This window comes from Aliiglaciecola sp. 2_MG-2023 (assembly GCF_030548145.1).
GTDB classification, from domain to species: domain Bacteria; phylum Pseudomonadota; class Gammaproteobacteria; order Enterobacterales; family Alteromonadaceae; genus Aliiglaciecola; species Aliiglaciecola lipolytica_A.
In genome coordinates, this window is sequence record NZ_JAUORY010000060.1 from 1 (window position 1) to 1,385 (window position 1,385).

Genomic DNA, 1,385 nt, shown 5'->3' on the forward strand with positions numbered 1-1,385 from the left:
AAACTGTGGTGCTTTTTGCATTTCTGCTTCGCAGGCAAAAATCACCCCAATTTATTCCACCGTTTAGTAAAGCGTTAGCAGCCTATGAAGTTAAATATCATTTCACAACATATTGTTGGAACAACAGCCTATTTTATTCTATGTATATTTGGCTCGTTTTTGTTTATCAGTCTTTTAGGGGCTAATGATAGTTTTGTTGTTACTTTAGGCAAAACTCTGTTGTTGGCTTTAGGATATTTAGCATCTGTGGCAGGTCCATTTACATCTTATGTCAAAGGCTTAAAAGCAGTAGATGGATCTAAATGGCAAATGTCTTTTGCAATTGTGTATATACTTTACGCTATTATTTTTACAGCAATTGTTAGTGTTGCCGCCTTTTTTATGTTCGGCAGCTAACAAACGTATGTTGCTGACCCAAACTCACTGGCTGCGGCTCGTACCTCGCCAAGTATAACCAGTAAGTTTGTGCAGCAAATTCGGACGTTATGAGGTTAAAAAGAATTAATGTAGTGGCAGTCTAAACCTGCTCTCAACTGGTTATTTTTATTGATGTTTAGCTACCGTAATTTGTTCGTTTTTAAAATGTAGTTGTTAATTATTTTTAAGTTATTCAACGTAAACGTCACATTGAATTTTGTTACTTTATTAACTTATGTTGTTGTTTAAATCGTGTGGTACAGCTTGCGGCTACATTTTGTTAAACAAACGGCGTGTCATCTTTCAAAACCATTGAAATCAACATTCCGGTTGTTTTTAAAAAGCAAATAGGGTGTTATTAAATGAATAAACTTTTTGGGGTTGTCATATTGTCACCTCATAACAAACAAAAGCACCGGAAAAGCACTCGCTGGGCTTCGCCCAAATACGCTCTCGCTTTCCGCTGTTTTGGAAGTTAGGTGTTATTGTGATCAAAGTTATCATTTTATTATTGGTTAGTTTTTTAAGTACATCATGTGTATGGAATAATAATGCAAGCATAATTTCACGTGGAGAGTATGAGTTTCAATCTGTTTTGATTCCAGGAACAAGCAAAGAGCAGATAATAAATTTTCTCAAGGAGAAAAAATATTACTATTCTGAGATTAATAAAACGACTAGTTCTTATTATACTAGCGATGGGAAATGTCGGCGGTTTAGCGATGGAAAATTTAAGTGGAATTGTCAATATTATGGTTATATTTTTACACGACGAGATGCCGGCTTTTTATCAATCACAGATCCTAGTTTGAGAGTGTATCTTTTCATCGATAGAACTGGGAAATTATTAGAGCATCATATGAAGGTAGGGCATACTTTTTTGTAGTCACACCTAACACATATGAGCCTCTTGTTGGTCAATAGGTATTAGTCATCTTTTGACCACTTTTTCAAGGTCAATCCAAACC

Annotated in this window: 2 protein-coding genes; both read left to right on the forward strand. The window is 35.2% G+C overall.

Going from position 1 to position 1,385, the window contains the following annotated elements; translation table 11 throughout:
* The first annotated feature begins 84 nt into the window (after positions 1–84).
* Positions 85–396 carry a hypothetical protein gene (locus Q4567_RS22175; protein WP_303502476.1) on the forward strand — a complete coding sequence of 104 codons (312 nt, stop codon included), beginning with the start codon at positions 85–87 and terminating at the stop codon, positions 394–396.
* 508 nt (positions 397–904) lie between these two features.
* Positions 905–1,303 carry a hypothetical protein gene (locus tag Q4567_RS22180; protein ID WP_303502477.1) on the forward strand — a complete coding sequence of 133 codons (399 nt, stop codon included), beginning with the start codon at positions 905–907 and terminating at the stop codon, positions 1,301–1,303.
* Positions 1,304–1,385: the final 82 nt, after the last annotated feature.